19 protein-coding genes are annotated in these 21893 nt (G+C 30.0%); 10 read left to right on the top strand and 9 right to left on the bottom strand.

The window, feature by feature from the left end; genetic code table 11:
- Nucleotides 1-6 precede the first annotated feature (6 nt).
- Nucleotides 7-1032, bottom strand: a complete 1026-nt coding sequence (locus tag WG945_RS07500; protein ID WP_068448771.1) for a helix-turn-helix domain-containing protein — start codon at nucleotides 1030-1032, stop codon at nucleotides 7-9.
- 311 nt (nucleotides 1033-1343) lie between these two features.
- Between WG945_RS07500 and WG945_RS07495 the strand changes: the two genes are divergently transcribed.
- The gene (locus tag WG945_RS07495; RefSeq protein ID WP_082864183.1) at nucleotides 1344-1505 is read left to right on the top strand and encodes a DUF1328 domain-containing protein; all 162 of its coding nucleotides are present in this window, start codon (nucleotides 1344-1346) and stop codon (nucleotides 1503-1505) included.
- Nucleotides 1506-1638: 133 nt separating this feature from the next.
- Here WG945_RS07495 and WG945_RS07490 read toward each other — a convergent pair whose 3' ends face one another.
- The 6 genes from WG945_RS07490 to WG945_RS07465 all read right to left on the bottom strand — a co-directional run bounded on the left by WG945_RS07490 (nucleotide 1639) and on the right by WG945_RS07465 (nucleotide 11317).
- Nucleotides 1639-3963 carry a sodium-translocating pyrophosphatase gene (locus WG945_RS07490; protein WP_068448770.1) on the bottom strand — a complete coding sequence of 775 codons (2325 nt, stop codon included), beginning with the start codon at nucleotides 3961-3963 and terminating at the stop codon, nucleotides 1639-1641.
- A gap of 297 nt (nucleotides 3964-4260) precedes the next feature.
- Nucleotides 4261-4794, bottom strand: coding sequence for an inorganic diphosphatase (locus WG945_RS07485; protein ID WP_068448985.1), 534 nt, complete (start codon nucleotides 4792-4794; stop codon nucleotides 4261-4263).
- Nucleotides 4795-4934: 140 nt separating this feature from the next.
- Nucleotides 4935-7445, bottom strand: a complete 2511-nt coding sequence (locus WG945_RS07480; protein WP_068448769.1) for a DUF5686 family protein — start codon at nucleotides 7443-7445, stop codon at nucleotides 4935-4937.
- Nucleotides 7446-7691: 246 nt separating this feature from the next.
- Nucleotides 7692-8672: a pyruvate dehydrogenase complex E1 component subunit beta gene (locus WG945_RS07475; RefSeq protein WP_068448768.1), complete on the bottom strand. Its 981-nt coding sequence runs from the start codon at nucleotides 8670-8672 to the stop codon at nucleotides 7692-7694.
- A gap of 118 nt (nucleotides 8673-8790) precedes the next feature.
- Entirely contained in the window at nucleotides 8791-10296 is a 1506-nt protein-coding gene (locus WG945_RS07470) for a phosphoethanolamine transferase (RefSeq protein WP_068448767.1), read from the bottom strand.
- On the bottom strand, nucleotides 10283-11317 hold the full coding sequence (locus WG945_RS07465) for an acyltransferase family protein (protein ID WP_068448766.1): 1035 nt from the start codon (nucleotides 11315-11317) through the stop codon (nucleotides 10283-10285). The genes WG945_RS07470 and WG945_RS07465 overlap by 14 nt, the downstream gene beginning before the upstream one ends.
- A gap of 169 nt (nucleotides 11318-11486) precedes the next feature.
- On the opposite strand from WG945_RS07465, the gene WG945_RS07460 reads away from it, so the two are divergent.
- The 5 genes from WG945_RS07460 (at nucleotide 11487) to WG945_RS07440 (ending at nucleotide 16678) form a co-directional block, all read left to right on the top strand.
- A complete protein-coding gene (locus WG945_RS07460; RefSeq protein ID WP_068448765.1) occupies nucleotides 11487-12233 on the top strand; it encodes an electron transfer flavoprotein subunit beta/FixA family protein in 747 nt (248 codons plus the stop codon).
- A gap of 104 nt (nucleotides 12234-12337) precedes the next feature.
- Entirely contained in the window at nucleotides 12338-13294 is a 957-nt protein-coding gene (locus WG945_RS07455) for an electron transfer flavoprotein subunit alpha/FixB family protein (RefSeq protein WP_068448764.1), read from the top strand.
- 389 nt (nucleotides 13295-13683) lie between these two features.
- Nucleotides 13684-14295 (top strand): bifunctional nuclease family protein, encoded by a 612-nt coding sequence (locus WG945_RS07450; protein WP_068448763.1) that lies wholly within the window; start codon nucleotides 13684-13686, stop codon nucleotides 14293-14295.
- 17 nt (nucleotides 14296-14312) lie between these two features.
- On the top strand, nucleotides 14313-15758 hold the full coding sequence (locus WG945_RS07445; protein WP_068448762.1) for a NupC/NupG family nucleoside CNT transporter: 1446 nt from the start codon (nucleotides 14313-14315) through the stop codon (nucleotides 15756-15758).
- A 95-nt stretch (nucleotides 15759-15853) separates the two neighbouring features.
- Nucleotides 15854-16678 (top strand): thymidylate synthase, encoded by an 825-nt coding sequence (locus WG945_RS07440; RefSeq protein WP_068448761.1) that lies wholly within the window; start codon nucleotides 15854-15856, stop codon nucleotides 16676-16678.
- 82 nt (nucleotides 16679-16760) lie between these two features.
- On the opposite strand, the gene WG945_RS07435 is transcribed toward WG945_RS07440, so the two are convergent.
- A complete protein-coding gene (locus tag WG945_RS07435; RefSeq protein ID WP_068448760.1) occupies nucleotides 16761-17057 on the bottom strand; it encodes an isoamylase early set domain-containing protein in 297 nt (98 codons plus the stop codon).
- Between the two features lie 302 nt (nucleotides 17058-17359).
- Between WG945_RS07435 and WG945_RS07430 the strand changes: the two genes are divergently transcribed.
- Complete coding sequence (locus tag WG945_RS07430) at nucleotides 17360-17854, top strand: dihydrofolate reductase (protein ID WP_068448759.1); 495 nt, start codon at nucleotides 17360-17362, stop codon at nucleotides 17852-17854.
- Here the strand turns inward: WG945_RS07430 and WG945_RS07425 are convergent.
- On the bottom strand, nucleotides 17847-18278 hold the full coding sequence (locus tag WG945_RS07425; protein ID WP_068448758.1) for a DUF6146 family protein: 432 nt from the start codon (nucleotides 18276-18278) through the stop codon (nucleotides 17847-17849). The genes WG945_RS07430 and WG945_RS07425 overlap by 8 nt on opposite strands.
- Before the next feature lie 99 nt (nucleotides 18279-18377).
- Between WG945_RS07425 and WG945_RS07420 the strand changes: the two genes are divergently transcribed.
- From WG945_RS07420 to WG945_RS07410, 3 genes are read left to right on the top strand one after another with little or no spacing between them, the layout of a single operon-like run.
- Nucleotides 18378-18938, top strand: coding sequence for a DNA-3-methyladenine glycosylase I (locus WG945_RS07420; RefSeq protein WP_068448757.1), 561 nt, complete (start codon nucleotides 18378-18380; stop codon nucleotides 18936-18938).
- Complete coding sequence (locus tag WG945_RS07415) at nucleotides 18935-19696, top strand: hypothetical protein (RefSeq protein ID WP_068448756.1); 762 nt, start codon at nucleotides 18935-18937, stop codon at nucleotides 19694-19696. Before WG945_RS07420 ends, WG945_RS07415 begins: the two co-directional genes overlap by 4 nt.
- Before the next feature lie 38 nt (nucleotides 19697-19734).
- Entirely contained in the window at nucleotides 19735-21762 is a 2028-nt protein-coding gene (locus tag WG945_RS07410; RefSeq protein WP_068448755.1) for a dipeptidyl-peptidase 3 family protein, read from the top strand.
- Nucleotides 21763-21893: the final 131 nt, after the last annotated feature.

The following is a 21893-nucleotide window of genomic DNA, read 5'->3' as shown; positions in this document are numbered from 1 at the left end:
ACAAACTTATACGACTGTTAATAGTTTTTTTTTAAATCCGTTTGGAGTAATACCGTACTTTTCTCTAAAAATTTTAGAAAAGTAACTTCTACTGCTAAAGCCAATCGAGTAAACGATTTGAGATATATTTAAATCTGTACTCTTTAATAGGTCTCTTGCAGTTTCTAAACGAATATGTCTTATATATTCTGTAACGGTTCTATTGTATAGAAATTTAAAGCCATCTTGTAATTTGGCTTGCGTTAGTCCAGAATTTAAAGAGAGGTTTTCTAAAGTATAGTTTTTAGCAGGATTTTTTACAATTTGCTTTCCGAGTTTACGAATTATTTTTAGTTCATCTTTAGCAAGAGATGTGGGTAAGGCTATGCCTTCTAAAAGTCTATTATGTTGTTGTATATGCAATGATAAAACTTCATAAACTCTGGCTTCAATTTTAAGAATTCGTAACATTCCTTTACCCTTTACATTTTTTATTTGGGTAATTATGTCTGCCATTTTTAAATTAAGAGTTCCGTAATTTACAAATCTATAATCATGATCTGTGTCTACAAAAACTTCATATAATTTTTCATTTAAAGTAGATACGTTTGTAGTTCTCTTTTTTAAAAATTTCTTTCTAACAATTTCAATAAGATTAATTTCTACTTTTTCGTTTTTAGGTAAATGGATGTAATTGTACCCTCCGGTTTTATTTGTAAAAATAAGTGATTGAAATTGTTCGATTTTACTTTCTTTATTGTCAATACCAAATCGGTGTTTAAAAGAACCAAGAGATGGGTAAATAAATCGAAGAGGATTAAATTCTGGAACAGCTTGGATTTTAAAAATAAATTCTTTGTGTAATTTAATATCAAAATCTAATAAGTTTACACCCCAATCAAAAGGAATAAATCTAATATTTCCAATAGCGTTCTCATTATTAATTGTAAGTATACTTTCACTCCAATTATTAGAAACAGAACCTCCTATTTTTTTAGCAATTTGCTCAAGTAAATCTTTATCACAATCAGCAATTATTTCAATCTCAATCATTGTAGTAAGTCGTTTTAATTGAACAATTATTTGATGTTCTAGATAAAAATTAAAAGTAGTTTAATTTTTGATAAAAATCTTAACTTTTTTTATCAAAAATTAAACTTATTTTTAAGAAGCTGATTTTTAGTTAAAACTTGATTTAAAGAATAAAATTTAAATGAGTTAAAATTTAGATTATATGCAATCAGAATAATGTTAGTATTGCTATACTTTTGTATTGTAGGTAGTTAATTACAAAATATTTAATAAGATGTAGATCGTTTGGCATCTTTAAAACAAACAAACGTTCATTTAAAATATTAAGAATTATGTTACGTTGGACAATCACTTTTATAATAATCGCATTAATAGCAGGAGTTTTAGGATTTGGAGGAATTGCAGGAACTGCAGCAGGAATAGCTAAAATTATTTTTGTAATCTTTATTATTCTTTTCCTAATATCTTTAATTACAGGAAGAAAAAAAATATAATTTTCAGATCTAACTTCAATTAGATCTTGTCATATAAGACATGTAAAAAGTAAAAAGCATCCATTTCGAAAATTTCGGAAGGATGCTTTTTTTTTTTGATTTAAAGTTTTAAACCTTATTGTTGAACAGCAAACTATTTTTGTTTATTAACAAGATCTATAGATGCTATTTTATCTGTTTCTTTAGTTTCTTCTTCTATTTTACTGTCTTGAATATTCGTTTCATCAATAGTTATAGAAGTTGTAATTGTAGCGCTTGATAATTCTGCAGGAGCTTGTGTAATTTCAACCTTCACTTCTTTTTTAGTGTTATTGTAATTAGAAATTGCAGAGCTATTTAAAGCAATACTAGGAGCAATAACTAAAGCTACAACAGACATTAATTTTAAAAGAATGTTTAAAGATGGTCCAGAAGTATCTTTAAAAGGATCTCCAACAGTATCTCCTACAACAGCTGCTTTGTGAGCATCCGTTCCTTTTTCGCCTTGTTCTTCAATTGTTTTCTTAGCATTATCCCAAGCTCCACCTGCGTTAGATTGAAAGATAGCCATTAAAACACCACAAGTTGTAACCCCTGCTAATAAACCACCTAACATTTCTGCACCGCCAATAAAACCAACAGCTACAGGAACTACTATTGCTAATAGGCCTGGTAATACCATTTCTCTAATCGATGCTTTTGTAGAAATATCGATACATTTTCCGTAATCTGCTACCCCGTCCGCAGCATCAAAAATAGCTCTATCTTCTTTCGATGCTTTTGACATATCAGAATCATACTTACGCATAACCCCTAAAGCTGCTTTTAATTTTGGAATATCTCTAAATTGACGACGAACTTCTTCAATCATAGCCATTGCAGCTCTCCCCACAGCATTCATAGATAATGCAGAGAATACAAAAGGTAACATTCCTCCAACGAGTAAACCGGCCATAATTTGAGGCTGAGAAACATCAATAGCAATTACGTTAGCCGTTTTCATAAAGGCAGCAAATAAAGCCAAAGCAGTTAATGCTGCAGAAGCAATAGCAAACCCTTTACCAACGGCAGCGGTTGTATTACCAACAGCATCTAGTTTATCTGTACGTTCTCTAACTTCATGTGGTAATTCTGCCATTTCAGCAATTCCACCTGCATTATCACAAATTGGTCCGTAAGCATCAACAGCTAATTGAATACCTGTATTGGCTAACATACCAACGGCAGCAATTGCAATACCATATAAGCCCGCAAAATAATGAGATACGATAATTGCAGCCGCAATTAAAAGAATAGGAATCATGGTAGACATCATACCAACCCCTAAACCAGCAATGATATTGGTTGCTGCTCCTGTTTTTGATTGTTCTACAATAGACATTACAGGTTTTTTACCAGTTGCAGTATAGTATTCAGTTATTTTACCAACACCCAAACCAGCAACTAAACCAGCTATTGTTGCCCAAAATACACCCATTGCACCAGAAGGTAAACCTTCTATAGATTGTGGAATTAAAGCATTAATAATAAAATAAGAGGCTACAACCATTAAAGCTGCAGAACCAAATTCACCAATATTTAAAGCAGTTTGTGGATTTCCACCATCCTTTACTTTTACAAAAAAAGTACCTAAAATAGACATTAAGATTCCAACAGCACCCAAAACTAAAGGTAAGTACACAGCACCTAAACCATCAAAACTAGGTGTTATAATAAAAGCACCTAATACCATGGTACCAATAATAGAACCTACATAAGATTCAAATAAATCTGCCCCCATACCAGCAACATCACCTACGTTATCACCCACGTTATCTGCAATAGTTGCAGGGTTTAAAGGATGGTCTTCTGGAATACCAGCTTCTACTTTACCAACTAAATCTGCACCAACATCTGCTGCTTTTGTATAAATACCACCACCAACACGTGCAAATAATGCAATTGACGAAGCACCAAGTGAAAAACCAGATAATACATTTAATACTAATGTTAAATTTTCTGCTCCAGGCCACATCATTTGGTAAAACATAAATAAACTACTTAAGCCTAAAATACCTAAACCTACAACGCCTAGCCCCATTACTGCTCCACCAGCAAAAGCTACTTCTAATGCTCTTCCTAGTGAGGTTTTTGCTGCTTGTGTTGTTCTCACATTTGCTTTGGTTGCTACTTTCATTCCAATGAACCCAGCTAAAGCGGAACAAATAGCTCCTATTATAAATGATACAGCTACCATTCCGTTAGAACCTACTTCATTTGACCCTTTAAAGAATAATAAGATTGCTACAGCAATTACAAAAATGGATAAAACTTTGTATTCTGCTTTTAAGAAAGCCATTGCACCATCTGCAATGTTTTTTGCTATTCGAGACATTTTTTCGTCACCAACTGCTTGTTTGGAAACCCAACCACTTTTTAGAAAAACGAAGATTAATGCTACCACACCAAATAGTGGTAAAAAATTTACTATTATTTCCATGTTATTTAGTTAATTTAATTCATATTTTTTTTTAATTATGTTAAAAATAGTTAAATTAAATTAATAAAAAAAGCACAGATAAATTAAAGATTCTATATTTAATTGTCGTTTATTTTATATTATATATACTATGACTTATGTCAGCTTTATGTATAATTCTAATTGAATTTTAATATTATTATGTTTGTTTTGATAATTATAATCGATATAAGAGGTTTAAAGTTTTAAATTGAAAACAAAAAAAAACACCTTAAAATTTAAGGTGTTTTTTACTTTTGTAATATGTTATCTATCTACTTATATAGTAAACGTTCTTTTTTTCTTATGTTCGCTATCATCATAACGTTTCACACATTCATCGTATATTTTAATTGCAGCTGCTGCGTCTCCCCATCCACCTGTATCAACTTTTTTCTTTTCTAAGTCTTTATAAACTTGAAAGAAGTGTTCAATTTCTTTTAATCTGTGAGGATTTAAATCTGCAATATCTTCTTTGTTACTCCAAATAGGATCAGAAACAGGAACACAAATTATTTTTTCATCAGGACCTTTTTCGTCAGTCATGTAGAAAACTCCAATTGGTCTAACTTCCATAACAACCATTGGGTAGGTTGGTTGGTGTCCTAAAACTAATACATCTAATGGATCTGCATCTAATGCTAAAGTTTCTGGAATAAACCCGTAATCACCAGGGTACATCATAGATGAAAAAAGCATTCTATCGAATCTAATTTTGTGTAATGTAAAATCATATTCGTATTTATTTCTACTTCCTTTAGGTATTTCTATAAGTACGTCAAAAGTTACTTGTCTTTTTGGTTCTTTACTCATTGCTTTCGGTTCTTTCATTATTTGGATTTAGACAAAAATAGTTATAAATTAAATTTTATTTTAGATTTTAGGGCATAAATTTACGCAAAGGTTTTCGATTAGGTTTAAAATAGTAATAAAAAAGTCTTTACTTTTATATTTTAAAAATTAAATCTTAAACCAGCAGTGATCCCAAATTTCCTTGCTTCTGAATTATCAAAGTAGTTTCCTCTAAAGTTAAAATCTACTCGTAATATCTTAAAAATATTAGCAACTCCAACACTGTATTCATAATATGGTTCTTGAGATGGGGCTGTTAAGGGGATTTGAAAACTATTTCCAGTTGTATTTAGTGCAATGTTTTTGTCAGAGATGTCTCCTAAAAACGTTTTAAAACCTATTACAGTTCTTAATTTTGTCTTTTTTAACAATGGAATTCTAGAAAAAATTCTACCATTAAAATTATGTTCTAAATGAAATGAAGCATATCTGTCTGTTACAAATTCGTAGAAATTTAATAGGTTAAAGGTATTGTTAAATATAAAATAAGTTTGATTTCCAGGGGCAACACTTAACAGACCTAAAGGAACTTCGCCAAACGTTTGTCCCATTTCTAAAGAAGTTCTTAGCCTTCCTAGACCACCGATTTCCCATAATTTAAATAAAGAAACTTGCGCCTTAGTGTAATTAAAATCACTATTAAAAATATCTTTGGTTCCTCTAGTTACTTGCATAAAGTATTGAGTGTAATTAGTGTTTGCAGGCTCTCTTTGCACTCCAAAACCAGACATTTTTCTTTTAGGATAATAGCCCATAGAAAATACGGTTTCTAATTGTCTTATATTAGATGATATGCCGTCTGAAGCGTTAACATCATTATAGTCTAAACTAAAACTATCTGAAGCAGAACCTAGTGTTTTGTAATTTGCCGAAAGCTTTAGTATTAAATTTGGCGTTGGTTCTATTTCTCCTGTAAGCGTAGTAATATTAATTTTTGTGAGTTTATCATTTGTACCAGTACCAATTAATGATGAAGAGCCGTCGCTTCTACCTAAAACATCTGTATTTGCTGTTAAGGTTGCTCCAATTTGTTCTATATCATTTTTTTTACCACCTGTAATTATAAATCTATTTTTTTCGTTTAGAAGCCATTTTGCTTGAAAACCATATTTTAAATTTTTATCCTTTAAACCATAAGCAGTGTAGGCTTCTAATCTAAATAAATCATTAGAAGATTTATAGGTTCTACCACCAACTCTTACTCGCAATCCTTCTACATCATTATAACCAAAAGTAGAAAAAATGGGTCCATAATCTATATTTAATGATTCAATTTCAAAGTACCCAGAATACATGGTCTGAACAGCTTTGTTTATGTTTTTAAATTTTTTAACCGTTTTTAAAGTATCGATTAATTTATAAATTCCTTTTTCGTTTTCATTGAGTTCTTCTAATCGATTTTTATCCCAAAAATCTCTAGATTTACTATATATGGAATCGTTGCTTGGGTTAAAAACTTTTTTATCATAAAAACTTTCATCTTCTAGAGGTTTATTGAAAACATAATCTTTATAAATTGTTGTTTTTTTACCATAAACTCCTCTCGATTTGTCTTTTTTACTAAGTGCAAAATCAGATAATAGATAGTCTCTTTTTAAGACAAAAATAGAATCGTTTAACAATTCAAACTCTTGCTCTATGTACACATCTTTAACCCAGTTTATGTTTGCATTTTTGACTACTTGTAAGTTAATTTCTTTAACAGCATATGTGGAGTCACTTACCCAAAAATTACCTTTAAAAGTAAGTTCATTTTGTCTTCTAGGATAGTAAATAATATTATAACACCATTTTTTACCGATAAAAGAACTGTCTGCTAAAACATAATTATAGTTATTGATTCCTGTTTTAGACAAAGGACTCACAAAGCTTTTGTCAAAGATCTTTAAATAATTATCATAAATATTATATTCAGCATATAAATCATCTACATAATCGATTAGTTGTTGGTCTTTGCTAAAACCTGAGTTTTGGTTGGCAATTAAAACTTCTTTTTCTTTGTTTATAGTATTATCTCCATATACTTGAGCAAGACTTTCGTTTAAAAAAACGGGTAAGAAAGTTTTTCCAGTTACGCTAGATGTGTCTACATCTTTAAAAACGAATTCTAATCCTTTAAATATCTTTTTCTCCTTTAATTTATCATCTATGGTATTTAAATCAAATTCTACTTTTTGATATTTCTTATATGCATATTGATTAAAATGACTTAGACCATTTTTACGTTTTTGAGCCCAAATTTTTCTAAGAATATCTATTGCAGGATTATTCTTTTTGGGTTGTTTTCCTGTTGCTATTATAATTTCATCTAAAGCGTCTGTTTCTTCTTCAAGTACAATTTTTAAGTTGTAGCTAACCCTTTGTGCTAGAGGTACTATTTGTGTCTCAAAACCAATAAAAGAAATTTCTAGTTCTTTCCAGGTTTCTTTAGATTCAATATAGAAACCACCATTTTCATCACTAGTAGTTCCTTCTATAGAACCATTAAATTGTATACTACAATAGGGAAGAGGTGTGTTGTTTGTGTCTGTAATAATTCCTTTTACCTTTGTTTGAGCTAATAAAGATATAGAAAATAAAAGTGTATAAAATAAAGCGAATTTGATTTTCATTAGTAAGAATAATTCTTGTTGTTTTTTGTGAATTAAAGAACGTAATAGTCAATTAATTATTTCGTAGTCGGTGTATTATTTATGTCCTTACTAGATAACAATGCTATGATTGATATAATTATTTAAAAGTAGAAAATAAGCGGATTTTAAATAATGTAGAAGTGCTATTTGGTTAAAATAACCCAAATAAGAAAAGACTAATAAAGTGTATTTATTAGTCTTTTCTTTTACTGTATTGAAGTTGTTTTATTTTTTATACATTACTTCTTTTACTGCTTTTATAACATCGTTATAATTTGGTATCCATTTCTCAAATAAAACAGGAGAATAAGGAGCAGGAGTATCTGAAGTAGTAATTCTTTTAATAGGAGCATCTAAATAGTCAAATGCTTCTTCTTGTACTCTATAAGTGATTTCTGTAGAGATACTAGCAAATGGCCAAGATTCTTCTAAAATAACTAATCTGTTTGTCTTTTTTACTGATGTTAAAATAGCAGCATGATCCATTGGACGAACTGTTCTTAAATCAATAATTTCAACAGAAATATTTTCTTTAGCTAACTCATCAGCAGCTTTATAAGCTTCTTTAATAATTTTTCCGAAAGAAACGATTGTTACATCTGTTCCGGCTCTTTTAATGTCTGCAACTCCAATAGGTATAATGTATTCTCCTTCTGGAATTTCCATCTTATCACCATACATTTGTTCAGATTCCATAAAAATAACAGGATCGTTATCTCTAATAGCAGCCTTTAATAAACCTTTTGCATCATAAGGGTTAGAAGGTACAATAACCTTTAAACCTGGTGTGTTTGCAAACCAGTTTTCAAATGCTTGTGAGTGCGTTGCACCTAATTGACCAGCAGAACCTGTAGGTCCTCTAAATACAATTGGGCAATTAAACTGTCCGCCAGACATTTGTCTAATTTTTGCAGCATTATTTATAATTTGATCAATACCAACCAAAGAGAAGTTAAAAGTCATATACTCTACAATTGGCCTAAGACCATTCATTGCAGAACCAACTGCAACCCCAGCAAAACCAAGCTCAGCAATAGGTGTGTCTATAACACGTTTAGCACCAAACTCATCTAACATACCTTTAGATGCCTTGTAGGCACCATTATATTCTGCAACTTCTTCACCCATCAAATAAATGCTTTCATCTCTGCGCATTTCTTCACTCATGGCTTCACAAATCGCCTCTCTGAATTGAACTGTTTTCATCTAGTATTAATTGTAAATTAGTAATTTCAAATGCAAAAGTAAGCATTTATGAGAATAAAATAAGTCAAAAATAAATAAATAATGATACGAATTAATTTCATTTATAATATTTTATTTTTTATTCAAAAATGCTGAGACTTTTTGTGTAATCAAAACCTTTAATATTAGATAAATCTAGAAGGGTATGAAACAAGAAATCAGTAGAAATAGACTTGTCTTTATTTTCTATTAGATTTTGTGTTTTTTCTTGATTCTTTTCTCTAAAATTTTCTGAATACCAAACCAACATTGCTGGATTTTCTGATGCTTTATGTTTTTGGGCATGAAACCATTTGCCGTCTTCACCTAAAATTTCTCCGTGGTCAGATAGGTATATTAAAATTGTTTTTTTTCTAGATTTTTTTAAATCTTCAATAATCGTATTTAAAAAAGAATCTAAATATAGAATGGTATTATCGTAAGAATTTATAAGTGCTGTTTTTGATGAAGAGCCCACATATTTACTAGATACCATTGGCTTGTATTGTTCAAAGTTTTTATCAAACCTACTGTTGTAATACCAATGACTACCGATCATGTGGAGTGTTGTAATTTTGTTTCCTTTAAAACTTTCAGTTAGATCAACGTTATTTAAGATCTCTAAATCTTTCTCTTTTTTAAAACTTAAAACCGAATGAAATTGATCTATTATACGTGTTTTCTTATTGGTGTCTACAATGTCTTTGTAACTTTTTTCTAAAGATTGATTACCAATCCATTCCGTTTTAAAATCAGCCTTATTAAGGACACTGTATACGCTTGTTGCTGTGTTTGTTGTATCTATAATAGATTTGTCTGTTAAAATTTGCGGAACACTAATAGCTGTATAAGTTAAAGGCGTAAAGATGTTTTTATAACTGATGATGTTTTTTTGTTGAGCCAATAAAGGAGTTGTTTTTCTAGTATAACCATTTAAAGAAAGATGATCTGCTCTTACAGACTCTCCCAAAATAAAAACAATATGTAGATCATCTTGAGTACTTGTAATACTGTTATTTACGTTCTTTAAAATCAAATCTGTTTTGGACAAATACTCTTTTATACTAAAAACAGCGGAATAAGGTAACCTTCTTTTTAAAGCGCCAAAACGATAGTTTTCAACCATAAAAAAAGTAATGATACCAACTATTGATAAAACAAATAAAGGTGATTTAATAGTGTTTTTTTCAAGTTTGATAAAAGTTTTTAAAATAAGATAAACAGCAATAGCAGCAAGAATTAGATATACTAAAAAGAACCAACTAAATACATCTACAGCAATATCTAAATTAGTTTCTAGAATGGCTTGTATCATACCAATATCTATGCTAATATCTTGTGTGTATACCCAAAATGACAAACAAGACAAGGCCATAAATAATATTGGAAAAAGAATAATGAATACTTTTTTAAATAAACTAAACACATATATAAAGCCAAATAAAGAAAACTGAAGCAGTAAAAAATGAAGAGTATATATTAAAGTAGCTTTTATGTTACCCAACGGAGTATGTACATAACATGCAATTGTAATAAAAATAGCTATTAAAAGGTTTGTTATCAGATGAAACTTAATTTCTTTTTTATAAGCGCTAATTTTTTCCATTTAATATAGGTAAATGTTTGTTTATTAATAAGATAATTGGGTACATTAATAGGAGTTGAAAAACCACTAAAATAATTTTTTCTAATTCGCTGAAGTCAAAAAGACTAGAGCCAATAAAAATAAATAAGATTAATTTAATAAAGGTTAAAGATCTAACTTGCATGGCTAAAACCGGAATGGTGTTTTTTCCTAAAAAGGCTAAGGCTTTTAAGTTCTTAAACTTTTTTATAAGTTGACACCAAAAGAGGACACCTATAATTGAGTTAAAAATAAAAAAGAACTCATTGCCATAAATAGATCTATACATATCAACTTTTTGAAGAAAATATATAGAGCAAATTATATGAAGAATTAATAATAAAAAAGTAAATAAATACTCTCTTTTGATTTCTGTATATACCCAGTATTTTTTCGAATAGTATCCAAAAGCATAAAATAGTAAGGAAACAAACGCCACATCTAAACTCCAAAAAAAACTAACATCTGTTAGTTTAGGAATAAGAAATCCCAAAATTACACATGTAATTATTAGTATTAATCGAATTGCAGTGTTTTTAACAATTTTCCTTATCAACCAAAATAATAGAAAAGTTAAGAACAAACAAGGTAGAAACCACATAGGGATTCCCCAGTTCATGTATTCTTTGTCACCTTGAGCGTAGAATATTCCTAGAAAATTTTTTAATGACGATAATTCTAAAGAAGCAGATTCTCCAAATTTTCTACCTATCACAAACCAAAATAGAAAGAGAATAAAACTCCATAAGAAATAGGGAACTAAGATTTGACGGACTCTTCTTTTTACAACATCAAAATTAGATTTCTTTGGATGAAAGATACCAGCAATTATAAAAAATAAAGGCATATGGAAACTATAAATATAATTTTCTATGACAGGAAAATTATGTCCATAGACCACTAAAATAATTCCAAATCCCTTTGCTTGGTCAATCCAGTCTATTCTTTTTCGATTAGAAAATGCTTCGTTTATAACTTTGATAATTGGTTCTTTTAATTTCAATTAAAGATGAGATTGTAAAGAACAGATTTTTTTTAGACATTATTAAAAATAAATACTGATACCTTTTCTATAATTGTTAAATAAATAAAAAATTTACTATGCATGCATAGTAAATTTAAAAAAAAAGACGTAATTTCGTCAACAAGAAAAGAATATAAAATTATAATTTATGAAAATATTAGTTTGTATTAGTCACGTTCCTGATACCACATCAAAAATTAATTTTACAGATAGCGATACAAAGTTTGATACAAATGGAGTTCAGTTTGTAATTAATCCTTATGATGAATTTTGCTTAACAAGAGCAATGTGGTTTAAAGAAAAACAAGGAGCAACAGTAACAATTGTAAATGTAGGTGGTGCAGAAACAGAACCAACTTTACGTAAAGCTTTAGCTATTGGAGCAGATGATGCAATTCGTGTAAATGTAAATCCTACAGATGGGTTACAAGTAGCAAAAGAATTAGCAGCAGTTGTTAAAAATGGCGGATACGATTTAGTATTAGCAGGAAAAGAATCTGCAGACTATAACGGACAGATGGTTCCTGGTATGTTAGCGTCTTTAACAGATTTTAATTTTATTAATGGTTGTGTTGGTATAGAAGTAGACGGAACTGCTGTTACTGCAACTAGAGAAATTGATGGAGGTAATGAAACTTTATCTACTAGTTTACCTTTAGTTATAGGAGGTCAAAAAGGAGTAGTAGAAGAAAAAGATTTACGCATACCAAATATGCGTGGTATTATGATGGCTCGTAAAAAACCATTACAAGTTATAGAACCTGTAGGAGGAGAAGCATCAACCAGTGTTCAGTCTTTTGAAAAACCAGCACCAAAAGGAGCAGTAAAATTAGTAGATGCAGATAATGTAGACGAACTAATTAGCTTATTACATAACGAAGCGAAAGTAATTTAAAAAAGGTGTAACTGTTAAAACGTTTAATTATTTAAGCGTTCTCAGTTCAACAATTACACAGTTTAAGAATTTAAGAATTACACGTTTAAAAAAATATAAAAAATATGTCTGTTTTAGTTTTTGCCGATTCATCGGAAGGAAAATTTAAGAAAACTGCTTTAGAAGTAGTTTCATATGGAAAAAAAGTTGCAGAACAATTAGGTACAAATGTTGTTGCACTCACAATAAATGCAAGCGATTCATCAGAGTTATATACATACGGAGCAGAGAAAGTAGTTTCAGTTTCTAATGATGCTTTAAAAACTTTTAATGCAAAACAATATGCAGCTGTAGTTACAGAAGTTGCTAAAGCGCAAAATGCAACTGTTATAGTTGTAGATTCTAGTATAGATGGTTTGTATGTAGCACCAATAATTGCAGTAAACTTAGACGCAGGTTGTGTTTCTAACGTGGTAGATGTACCTTCAAGTACAAGTCCGTTTACAGTAAAAAGAAAAACATTTTCTAACAAAGCATTTTCAAATACTATAATTTCTACAGAACATAAAGTTATAGGAGTTGCTAAAAACTCTTATGGAGTTCATGAAAATGTAGTTGCAGGAAGCACAGAGGCTTTTGATGCTACTGTTGTAGATTCAGCTGTAAAGTCAGAAAAAATAGAAAGAATTACTGGTAAAGTAACTATTGCAGATGCAGAAATTGTTGTCTCTGCAGGTAGAGGATTAAAAGGACCAGAGAATTGGGGCATGGTAGAAGAGTTGGCAGAAGTTTTAGGAGCTGCAACTGCATGTTCTAAACCAGTTTCAGATTTAGGATGGCGTCCACATTCAGAACACGTTGGGCAAACAGGTAAACCAGTTGCGTCTAATTTATATATTGCAATCGGTATTTCTGGAGCAATACAACATTTAGCAGGTATCAATGCATCAAAAGTAAAAGTAGTTATAAACACAGATCCAGAAGCGCCGTTTTTTAAAGCAGCAGATTATGGTATTGTTGGTGATGCTTTTGAGGTTGTACCAAAATTAATCGAAAAATTAAAAGCTTTTAAAGCATCCTAATTATAAAAGGTGAATTAAAGCATTGCTTGAGAGATTCTTTTAAAATAGGAATCTAAATAAAGAATTTATTCTTTTTGGGCGTGCCAAAATTATTTAAAATGTATTACTAGAAACTTATCAGAAGTAAAATTTTGATAAGTTTTTTTTATAAACATTTACCAGAACCAAATAATTTTGTCAGGCTTTCCGCACTCGCTTTTTTATTTTTAAAAGAAAAATAAAAAGAGCTCAAACAACTGCTACAATCCTTCACGCAAGGGTAAATGTCACTTTTTTAATAAATATCAGCTTCGAGCTATTATTTTTATTAAATTGTGCCCTCTAAAAAGTTTGTAAAAATGACTTCAAATAATTTTGCAAATATTTTTTAGTTTTACGTAAATAAATTTATGAGTTTAATACAATTAACTATAAAAGGTATTTCTTACAGTCAAACTCAAAGTGGTGCTTATGCATTGGTTTTGAGTGAGATGGAAGGTACAAGGACTTTACCTATTATTATTGGAGCTTTCGAAGCACAATCTATCGCTATTGCTTTAGAAACAGAAATAAGACCTCCAAGACCACTTACACATGATCTTTTTAAAACATTTTCAGATCGTTTTTCAATCACAGTAAAAGAGGTAATTATCCATAAATTAGTAGATGGAGTATTTTTTTCTAGCTTAGTTTGTGAAAAAGACGGTGTAGAAGAAATAATAGATGCAAGAACTTCAGACGCAATTGCCATTGCAGTTCGTTTTCAAGCACCAATATATACTTATGAAAATATTTTAGAAAAAGCAGGTATTTTTCTAAAAATAGAAGAAGAATTTGGTATCGAAGATACTTCAGAATCAGAGGAAATCTCGTTAGAATTAGAAGACTTAGTTGTTCAAAATGAAGAACCTTTTTCAGATGTATCTTTAAAAGAGCTTCACGATCAATTAAATAATGCAGTTTCCGATGAAAACTATGAGTTGGCTGCAAAAATTAGAGACGAAATAAGTAAGCGCTCTTAATAGTATACATCTACATTATGAAAAAAATATTTATTGTTGTTTTTTGTTTGTTATCAATTTCAGCTTTTTCTCAGAATTCAGAAACGGTTTCCGTTATAAATGAAATTATACCTAGTCAAGGTTTTTCTTTTCATAGTTTATGGAGAGGTGTTTTAGGTATGTGTTCTTTAATTATAATAGCTTTCTTGTTTAGTGCAAACAAAAAAGCTATTGATTGGAAAAAAGTAGGTATTGGTTTATTCTTACAATTAATAATTGCTATTGGAGTTTTAAAAGTAGAATTTATTCAATCTATTTTCGAATTTGTTGGAGGTATTTTTATAGAAATATTAGCTTATACAAAAGCAGGTAGTGAGTTTTTATTTGCTGGTATTGTAGGCGATATGAATAAGTTTGGTTACATATTTGCTTTTCAGGTATTGCCAACAATTATATTCTTTTCTGCCTTAACATCTCTATTATTCTATTTAGGCATCATTCAAAAAGTTGTAAAAGTTTTAGCTATTGTTTTATCTAAGTTTTTAGGTATTTCTGGTATGGAAAGTCTTTCTGTAGCGGGTAATATCTTCTTAGGACAAACAGAAGCACCACTTTTAATAAAAGCTTATTTAGAAAAAATGAATAAGTCAGAAATGCTATTGGTAATGATTGGTGGTATGGCAACTGTTGCAGGTGCTGTATTGGCTGCTTACATTGGTTTTTTAGGTGGTGGAGACAAAGAATTAGAATTAGTTTTTGCTAAACATTTATTAGCAGCTTCTGTAATGGCGGCTCCGGGTGCCATTGTAATATCAAAAATATTATATCCACAAACAGAAGAAGTGAATTCAGACGTTTCTGTTTCTCAAGAAAAAATAGGTGCTAATATATTAGACGCTATTGCTAATGGAACCACAGAAGGGCTTCGTTTAGCAGTAAATGTAGGAGCAATGCTTCTCGTTTTTGTAGCAATAATAGCTATGTTAAATGGTATTTTAGGTGCTGTTGCATCTTTTGACGGTTTTACAATTGAATATCTAAGTCTAGAATGGCGAATTACTTCTCTAAACGATATCATTGCACAAAACACTCTTTATGATGGTCTTTCTTTAGAGTTTATTTTAGGATATACATTTGCTCCTTTAATGTGGCTTATTGGTGTTGCTCAAGAAGATATGGCGTTAATGGGGCAGTTATTGGGTATTAAATTAGCCGCAAGTGAGTTTGTTGGTTATATACAATTAGCAGATTTAAAAAATGCAACAAGCGCTACACACTTAACTTTTAATAAGTCTATAATTATGGCGACTTATATGTTATGTGGTTTTGCTAACTTTGCTTCTATAGGAATACAAATAGGAGGTATTGGTTCTTTAGCTCCAGGACAACGTAAAGTATTGTCAGAGTTTGGAATGAAAGCTTTAATAGGAGGTACTATTGCATCTTTAATGTCTGCAACAATTGCAGGTATGATAATAGGATAAAAGTGTAAGTGTGTAATTGTTTATTTGTTAAAACATTTATACGTACCTCAACAAAATAATTACACGATTAAACAACAAAACGATTACACAACTAAATGAAACAATATCACGATTTAGTAAAACACGTTTTAGAGAACGGAAACGAAAAAGGAGATAGAACTGGTACGGGAACTAAAAGTGTTTTTGGGTATCAAATGCGTTTCGATTTAAGTGAAGGTTTCCCAATGGTTACAACTAAGAAACTACATTTAAAATCTATTATTTATGAATTGCTTTGGTTTATAAAAGGTGATACAAATATTAATTATTTACAAGAAAACGGAGTTAAAATCTGGAATTCTTGGGCTGATGAAAAAGGAGATTTAGGTCCTGTTTATGGTCATCAATGGCGAAATTGGAATAGTGATGAGGTAGATCAATTAAAAGACGTAATTGATACTTTAAAAAACAATCCTAATTCAAGAAGAATGTTAGTTTCTGCTTGGAATCCTTCTGTTTTACCAGATACTTCTGTGTCTTTTTCAGAAAATGTGGCTAACGGAAAAGCAGCATTGCCTCCTTGTCATGCTTTTTTTCAATTTTATGTAGCCGATGGTAAAATATCTTGTCAGCTATATCAACGTAGTGCAGATATCTTTTTAGGTGTTCCTTTTAATATTGCTTCTTATGCATTATTTACCATGATGATTGCACAAGTTTGTGGTTATGAAGCAGGAGATTTTATTCATACTTTTGGAGATGCTCATATTTATAACAACCACAAAGAACAATTAGAATTACAATTGTCTAGAGAAATTAGACCGTTACCAAAAATGAAAATAAACCCAACAATAACAGATATCGAAGATTTTACTTTCGAAGATTTTGAGCTAATAGATTACAATCCACATCCACATATTAAAGGAAAAGTTGCTGTCTAAAATACAGCTTACCTTATAATAAAACAGAAAAGAGCTTTCAAAATTAATTGGAAGCTCTTTTTATATATCAATAACGCTGTTATTATAAATTTAACAGACTGTTTTCTGCTCCTGCAAAGTCATTCCATGCAAGTCCATCCGCTTCTTGTTCATTTGTATAAGTACCATCTATTAAGTATTTAAACTCATAAGATTTTCCAGCTTCTAAATCTAAAGTACCTTTAAAAGATCCATTTTTCAATTTCTTTAAAGGAGCTGCTTTTTCATTCCACTCATTAAAGCTTCCTACTACCACTACTTTTTTAGCCTCTTCAGCTGGTACCGTAAAAGTTACTTTACAAACTGGTTTGCTTTTTAAAAATTGTTTTTTAATTGCCATAATTATTCTATTCAAAAATTTTAAGTAAAAATACGTAACTACTTGGGTATAAACATCATTATTTTGTAAGAATATAAAATAATTATCAGTTTTGTAAAATGATTATATAAATTATTGATAATTCCAAATTAAAGGGAATTTTAATTATTATTTATATAAAAAAAAGCAAATTTCTTTTTGCTTGATTTTCAGTGTTTTCAGCTCGAAAACGTATTCGTAATTAGGTGAAATTCATTTAAAGTGTCTTTAAAACGTCAAATCTTAGTATAAATATTCTAATTTTGTTAAAATTTTTGGATTCTATGATTACAATTATAGCAGCAATTGCAAAGAATAATGCTTTAGGAAAGGATAATGACTTAATTTGGCATTTACCGGCAGATTTAAAGAGGTTTAAAAAAGTTACTACTGGGCATCACATTTTAATGGGTAGAAATACTTTTGAATCTATTGGTAAGCCTTTGCCTAATAGAACAACAATTATAATTACCCGAAATAAAAGTTATTTTAAGGATGGTTGTTTAATTGCAAATAGTATTGAAGAAGCAATAGATATGGTAGAAAATAAAGACGATATCTTTATAATTGGAGGTGCTCAAATTTATAAAGAAACCATGCAAAAAAGTTTGGCAGATCGATTGGATGTTACTTTAGTACACCAAGAATTTGACGCAGATGTATTCTTTCCAGAGATAGATTTAACTATTTGGGAAGAAACATCAAGAGAAGATTTAGACGCAGATGATAAAAATGAGTACAATTATAGTTTTGTAAGTTACACTAAGAAAACTATCTAATTCTACCAGAAAAACCTCCTCCTAAATTCATTTTATACTTTTGTTGAGCAAATAAAAAGTAATTAAATAACTTGTAGTTTACGTCGTAACCGTAATCTATAGTAGATTGGTAATCAACAATGTTTTCGTAGATATTGGTGTTGAATTGAATAGGATTTCTTGCTCTATTATTCCATTCTAAAACCCAAACCCTATTTCTAGCTTCTAGGTAGTTTTGAGAATAAAAACCTTCTGGCTTTGCTACGGAAGCTAAAAAGAAATTAAAACCAGGGTCTATTATAATTACTTCATACTCTAAACTATCATTAGCAATAACTACCGGTTTTTCTTCTGTGGTAGAATTCTTTTTTATTGGTGATGAACCACAGGCATAAAGAAACAATCCAAAAGAAAAAAGAATAAGAAGTTGTTTTAATAGTTTCATAATCAGTTGTTTTAATTGTAGTAAAGTTCCGAAAAATATTCTAAAATTGGTTGGTTTTTAAGTGATTTAACATTAATTTTCAACCTTAATAAAAAATGAATGAAACAAAGATGCTTTTGGGTAACGGATAGTGATTTGTATAAAAAATATCATGATGAAGAGTGGGGAACGCCCGTTTATGATGATTGTATTTTATTTGAATTTCTAATATTAGAAACCTTTCAAGCGGGGTTAAGTTGGATTACAATTTTAAACAAAAGAGAAAACTTTAGAGAAGCTTTTGATCATTTCGATTATAAAAAAATAGCAACATATTCAGAAAGTAAATATGACTCTTTACTACAAGATTCAGGGATTATAAGAAATAAACTGAAAATTAAGAGTGCTATTACAAATGCACAATTATTTATAGAAATTCAAAAGGAGTTTGGTTCTTTTTCTAAATTTATTTGGTCTTATGTTAATAATAAACCTATTATTAATAAGTTCGAGAAAAGAGAAGAAGTACCGGCAACAACAACTTTGTCGGATACGATTTCTAAAGATTTAAAAAAAAGAGGATTTAAATTTGTGGGTTCAACGGTAATGTATGCATATATGCAAGCTGTTGGTATGGTGAATGATCATACTACAGATTGTTTTAAACATCCATCAGAATGAAATTCTTTGAAATCCCAAAGGAAGATCTAAAAAAGATAATTTCTGTTTTCAATAGAAAAATTGGTTTATTTGTCTTTTTTGTTTTCGTTTTATTTTTTGATAGTACGTATTTCTCAGAAAAAGTAACCAACTCACAAATTACAATAAACCTCTTAATGTTAGCAGGTTTTTTTGCTATGTACTTTAGATCTACTCCTCGAGTAAAAGAATTAATGTTATATGCTGTAGTTTTAGGAATTGGTGGTGAATATTTGTTTTCTAGAGTATTACATATGTATACATATAGATTAGAAAACGTGCCTTTATATGTGCCAATAGGTCATGCAGCATTATATGGTAGAGTTTTTAAGTTTAGTACAGCTCCAATTGTAAGAAAATATCATAAAGCTGTAGAACAATTATTTTCAATTGTTATTGTTTTGTTTGCTACAGTTTATTTATTATTTTTTTCAGATGTTTTTGGTTTTGTAATGACAATAGGTGTTTTTCTTTTACTTTGGAAAAGGCCTAAGGATAGATTGTTTTTCTATGCGATGTATATTTTAGTAGCAATTTTAGAAATTGGTGGAACTGCCTTTGGGTGTTGGAGATGGCCAAGTATAGCGTTTGACGTTTTTGAGTTTTTACCAAGTAATAATCCACCAAGTGGTATTAGTTTGTTTTACTTTTTATTAGATATTGGTTGCTTCGTAATCTATACTCAAAGACACAAGGTAACTTGGCGTAGACTTAAAAATATACGAAGTAAACACGCTTAAAATATGTACCTTTATACATCAATTATAAATTTAATAAAATGAATATAAAACAGATGATTTTTGGTTTTTCAGTAGCTGTAATATTAGCTTCTTGTACTGCAGAGCCAAAAAAAGAAACAGTAAAAGTAGAAACAGAATTTAACTATTCTGTAGAGCAATTTGCAGATGTTAAAGTATTACGTTATAAAATACCAGGTTTTGAAGAACTTACTTTAAAAGAAAAAGAACTTGTTTATTATTTAACACAAGCAGGTTTGTCTGGTAGAGATATAATGTGGGATCAAAACTATCGCTATAATTTAAGTATTAGAAAAGCTTTAGAAAATATCAACCAAAATTATACAGGAGATAGGGAAAGTGACGAGTTTAAATCGTTTAAAACCTTTTTAAAAAGAGTTTGGTTTTCTAACGGTATACATCATCATTATTCTAATGATAAATTAAAACCTGCATTTACAAAAGAATATTTTACAGAAGATTTATTAAAAAATTCTAATACAGAATTGTCATCAGAAATAATTGAAATTTTATTTAATGATGCTGATAATAAAAAAGTAAATAAGAAATCTGGAGTTGATAATATTTTGTCATCAGCAATTAATTTTTATGGACCAGATATTACCGACAAAGATGTTGCTGAATTCTATAAAACAGCTTACAAAGGATCTAAAGAGCAACCAATTGAAGCCGGTTTAAACTCTAAATTAGTAAGAGAAAACGGTAAGTTGGTAGAAAAAGTTTGGAAATCGGGTGGTATGTATGGTGCCGCAATAGATAATATTATTGGTTGGTTAGAAAAAGCAAGAGGTGTTGCAGAAAACGAAAAACAAGCACATACTTTAGCATTGTTAATAGAGTATTACAAAACAGGTAGTTTAGATACTTGGGATGAGTATTGTGTTGCTTGGGCAACTTCTACCGAAGGAAATATAGACTGGATTAATGGTTTTATAGAGGTATATAATGACCCAAAAGGGTATAGAGGTTCTTATGAAACTATTGTTCAAATTAAAGATTTTGACATGTCTCGTAAAATGAAGGTTTTGTCTGATAATGCGCAATGGTTTGAAGATAATGCTCCTTTAGATCCTTCTCACAAAAAGAAGAATGTGGTTGGAGTTTCTTATAAAACGGTAAATGTTGCAGGGGAAGCTGGAGACGCTTCTCCAAGTACTCCAATTGGGGTAAATTTACCTAATAATAACTGGATTCGTGAACAACATGGTTCTAAATCGGTTTCTTTAGGAAACATTATTGGAGCTTATAATAATGTAGGAGGAACAGATCGTTTAAAAGAATTTGCCAATGATGAAGAGGAAGTTCGTTTAGAAGAAAAATACGGTCAGATTGCAGATAAATTACATACTTCTTTACATGAAGTTGTTGGGCATGCTTCTGGTGTAATCAATGAAGGGATTGGGCAGCCAAAAGAAACGCTTCAAAATTATGCCTCTACTATGGAGGAAGGACGTGCCGATTTGGTTGGTTTGTATTATTTAATGGACGTTAAATTAGAAGAGTTAGGGCTAACTGATAATTACAAAGAATTGGGTATGGCTGCTTATGATGGTTATATTAGAAATGGATTAATGACACAATTGGTGAGAATTAATTTAGGAGATGATATTGAAGAAGATCATATGGTAAACAGACAATGGGTTTCTGCATGGGCTTTTGAGCAAGGTAAAAAAGACAATGTAATAGAAAAGATTGTTAGAGATGGTAAAACATACTACAATATAAATGATTACGATAAATTAAGAGAAATATTTGGTAGCTTATTAAAAGAGGCGCAACGTATAAAATCTGAAGGTGATTTTGAGTCTGCTAAAGCTTTGGTTGAAGGTTATGGTGTTAAAGTAGATCAACAAATTCATGCAGAGGTTTTACAAAGAAATGAACAGTTTAAATCTGCTCCATATAATGGTTTTGTAAACCCTGTTTTAGTTCCAGAGTTAGATGAAAATGGACAAGTATTAGATGTGAGAGTAACGCATCCTAAAGATTTTGAAGAGCAAATGTTATTTTATTCTAAGAATTATAATTTTTTAGGAACGGAAAATTAAAATTCATTATTCCTGATAAGGAATATCTTTAAAAGTAATTTATGTAAAAACCGACTCTGTTTAGAGTCGGTTTTTTTATGAATATCAAATTGTGATCTGATTTTATTATTTGTAGTTATACAATAAACAGT

It is taken from the genome of Polaribacter atrinae, assembly GCF_038023995.1.
In the GTDB taxonomy this organism is placed as follows: domain Bacteria; phylum Bacteroidota; class Bacteroidia; order Flavobacteriales; family Flavobacteriaceae; genus Polaribacter; species Polaribacter atrinae.
Note: the sequence above shows the minus strand (reverse complement) of the source record. Positions and strands in the feature narration are given on the sequence as shown.

Excerpts from the sequence above, each read along its gene's own strand:
- WG945_RS07500 (WP_068448771.1), bottom strand. The coding sequence starts at position 1,032 with ATGATTGAGATTGAAATAATTGCTGATTGTGATAAAGATTTACTTGAG.
- WG945_RS07495 (WP_082864183.1), top strand. The coding sequence starts at position 1,344 with ATGTTACGTTGGACAATCACTTTTATAATAATCGCATTAATAGCAGGA.
- WG945_RS07490 (WP_068448770.1), bottom strand. The coding sequence starts at position 3,963 with ATGGAAATAATAGTAAATTTTTTACCACTATTTGGTGTGGTAGCATTA.
- WG945_RS07485 (WP_068448985.1), bottom strand. The coding sequence starts at position 4,794 with ATGAGTAAAGAACCAAAAAGACAAGTAACTTTTGACGTACTTATAGAA.
- WG945_RS07480 (WP_068448769.1), bottom strand. The coding sequence starts at position 7,445 with ATGAAAATCAAATTCGCTTTATTTTATACACTTTTATTTTCTATATCT.
- WG945_RS07475 (WP_068448768.1), bottom strand. The coding sequence starts at position 8,672 with ATGAAAACAGTTCAATTCAGAGAGGCGATTTGTGAAGCCATGAGTGAA.
- WG945_RS07470 (WP_068448767.1), bottom strand. The coding sequence starts at position 10,296 with ATGGAAAAAATTAGCGCTTATAAAAAAGAAATTAAGTTTCATCTGATA.
- WG945_RS07460 (WP_068448765.1), top strand. The coding sequence starts at position 11,487 with ATGAAAATATTAGTTTGTATTAGTCACGTTCCTGATACCACATCAAAA.
- WG945_RS07455 (WP_068448764.1), top strand. The coding sequence starts at position 12,338 with ATGTCTGTTTTAGTTTTTGCCGATTCATCGGAAGGAAAATTTAAGAAA.
- WG945_RS07450 (WP_068448763.1), top strand. The coding sequence starts at position 13,684 with ATGAGTTTAATACAATTAACTATAAAAGGTATTTCTTACAGTCAAACT.
- WG945_RS07445 (WP_068448762.1), top strand. The coding sequence starts at position 14,313 with ATGAAAAAAATATTTATTGTTGTTTTTTGTTTGTTATCAATTTCAGCT.
- WG945_RS07440 (WP_068448761.1), top strand. The coding sequence starts at position 15,854 with ATGAAACAATATCACGATTTAGTAAAACACGTTTTAGAGAACGGAAAC.
- WG945_RS07435 (WP_068448760.1), bottom strand. The coding sequence starts at position 17,057 with ATGGCAATTAAAAAACAATTTTTAAAAAGCAAACCAGTTTGTAAAGTA.
- WG945_RS07430 (WP_068448759.1), top strand. The coding sequence starts at position 17,360 with ATGATTACAATTATAGCAGCAATTGCAAAGAATAATGCTTTAGGAAAG.
- WG945_RS07425 (WP_068448758.1), bottom strand. The coding sequence starts at position 18,278 with ATGAAACTATTAAAACAACTTCTTATTCTTTTTTCTTTTGGATTGTTT.
- WG945_RS07420 (WP_068448757.1), top strand. The coding sequence starts at position 18,378 with ATGAAACAAAGATGCTTTTGGGTAACGGATAGTGATTTGTATAAAAAA.
- WG945_RS07415 (WP_068448756.1), top strand. The coding sequence starts at position 18,935 with ATGAAATTCTTTGAAATCCCAAAGGAAGATCTAAAAAAGATAATTTCT.
- WG945_RS07410 (WP_068448755.1), top strand. The coding sequence starts at position 19,735 with ATGAATATAAAACAGATGATTTTTGGTTTTTCAGTAGCTGTAATATTA.